The organism is Vibrio sp. Vb0888 (assembly GCF_033338835.1).
GTDB classification, from domain to species: Bacteria; Pseudomonadota; Gammaproteobacteria; order Enterobacterales; family Vibrionaceae; genus Vibrio; species Vibrio alginolyticus.
In genome coordinates this window covers 1-1,121 of sequence record NZ_JAWOTL010000259.1, presented here as the reverse complement: position 1 = coordinate 1,121, position 1,121 = coordinate 1, and the positions used below count along the sequence as shown (strand labels likewise).

Below are 1,121 nucleotides of genomic sequence, written 5' to 3'. Positions count from 1 at the left end.
GTTTGAGTATGTGGTGGGTGGGCTTGCACCAGATACTAATTTGCCAATGCCGCCAGAAATGCAACAAAAGCTTGAAGGGATTTGGAAGCAAATCGAAACTCAGCTAGGCACCAAGTTTAACTACGATTTCTGGAAACTGTGCACTCCAGTGAGAAGTACGTATCAATCATGCCGCGCTGTTATCGCCGCGGGATTCCAAGATTCGTATGAGCAAATGCTTGAAGCGATTCAGCACGCCTATTATCTACGTGCAATGCCACCTCATGAAGAAGCAACGCATCTTCAATTAGCGAAAGAGATTGGCTTGAATGTGCAGCAGTTTAAAAATGATATGGATGGCACGTTATTGGAAGGTGTATTCCAAGACCAACTGAGTTTAGCGAAAAGTTTGGGTGTTAACTCTTACCCTAGTTTGGTGCTGCAAATCAACGATGCGTATTTCCCAATTGAGGTGGATTACCTATCGACCGAGCCAACGCTTAAGTTGATTCGTGAACGCATTATCGAAAACATGCCAGCGCAATAGTGGCTTCGTTTTCGATTGAATTAAAAAACCGCTCATATCGAGCGGTTTTTTTGTTAGCAAAGGTATCAGTCGTTTCTGTTCGAAAACTTGATACTAAAGCACCATTGCAGCGATCCAACCGAAGATGATCAGTGGGATATTGTAGTGGATGAAGGTTGGAACAACCGTTTCCCAAATGTGTTCGTGCTGGCCGTCAGCATTTAGGCCAGAAGTTGGGCCCAATGTTGAGTCGGATGCAGGAGAGCCAGCATCACCTAGCGCTGCAGCTGTACCTACTAATGCGATCGTTGCCATTGGTGAGAAACCAAACGCCAAAGAAAGCGGAACGTAGATGGTTGCAAGAATTGGAATCGTCGAGAATGAAGAACCAATACCCATGGTTACCAATAGACCAACAACCAGCATAAGTAGCGCAGCAAGCGGTTTGTTGTCACCAATACTTGTAGACAGTGACTGAACTAGGGTTTCTACGCCACCGGTTTGTTTCATTACCGCTGCAAAACCCGCGGCTGCGATCATGATAAAGCCGATCATCGCCATCATGTGAACGCCTTTGGTGAATACGTCGTGGGTTTCCTTCCAAGCGATAACGCCA

2 protein-coding genes are annotated in these 1,121 nt (G+C 46.0%); one reads left to right on the top strand and one right to left on the bottom strand.

What is annotated here, in order from left to right; genetic code table 11:
- Positions 1-526 (top strand): DsbA family protein (locus tag R7P72_RS25480; RefSeq protein WP_318111016.1); only part of this gene is annotated, 526 nt, incomplete at its 5' end.
- A 93-nt stretch (positions 527-619) separates the two neighbouring features.
- On the opposite strand, the gene R7P72_RS25475 is transcribed toward R7P72_RS25480, so the two are convergent.
- A partial coding sequence (locus R7P72_RS25475) for a Na+/H+ antiporter NhaC family protein (protein ID WP_318111015.1) occupies positions 620-1,121 on the bottom strand: 502 nt, incomplete at its 5' end.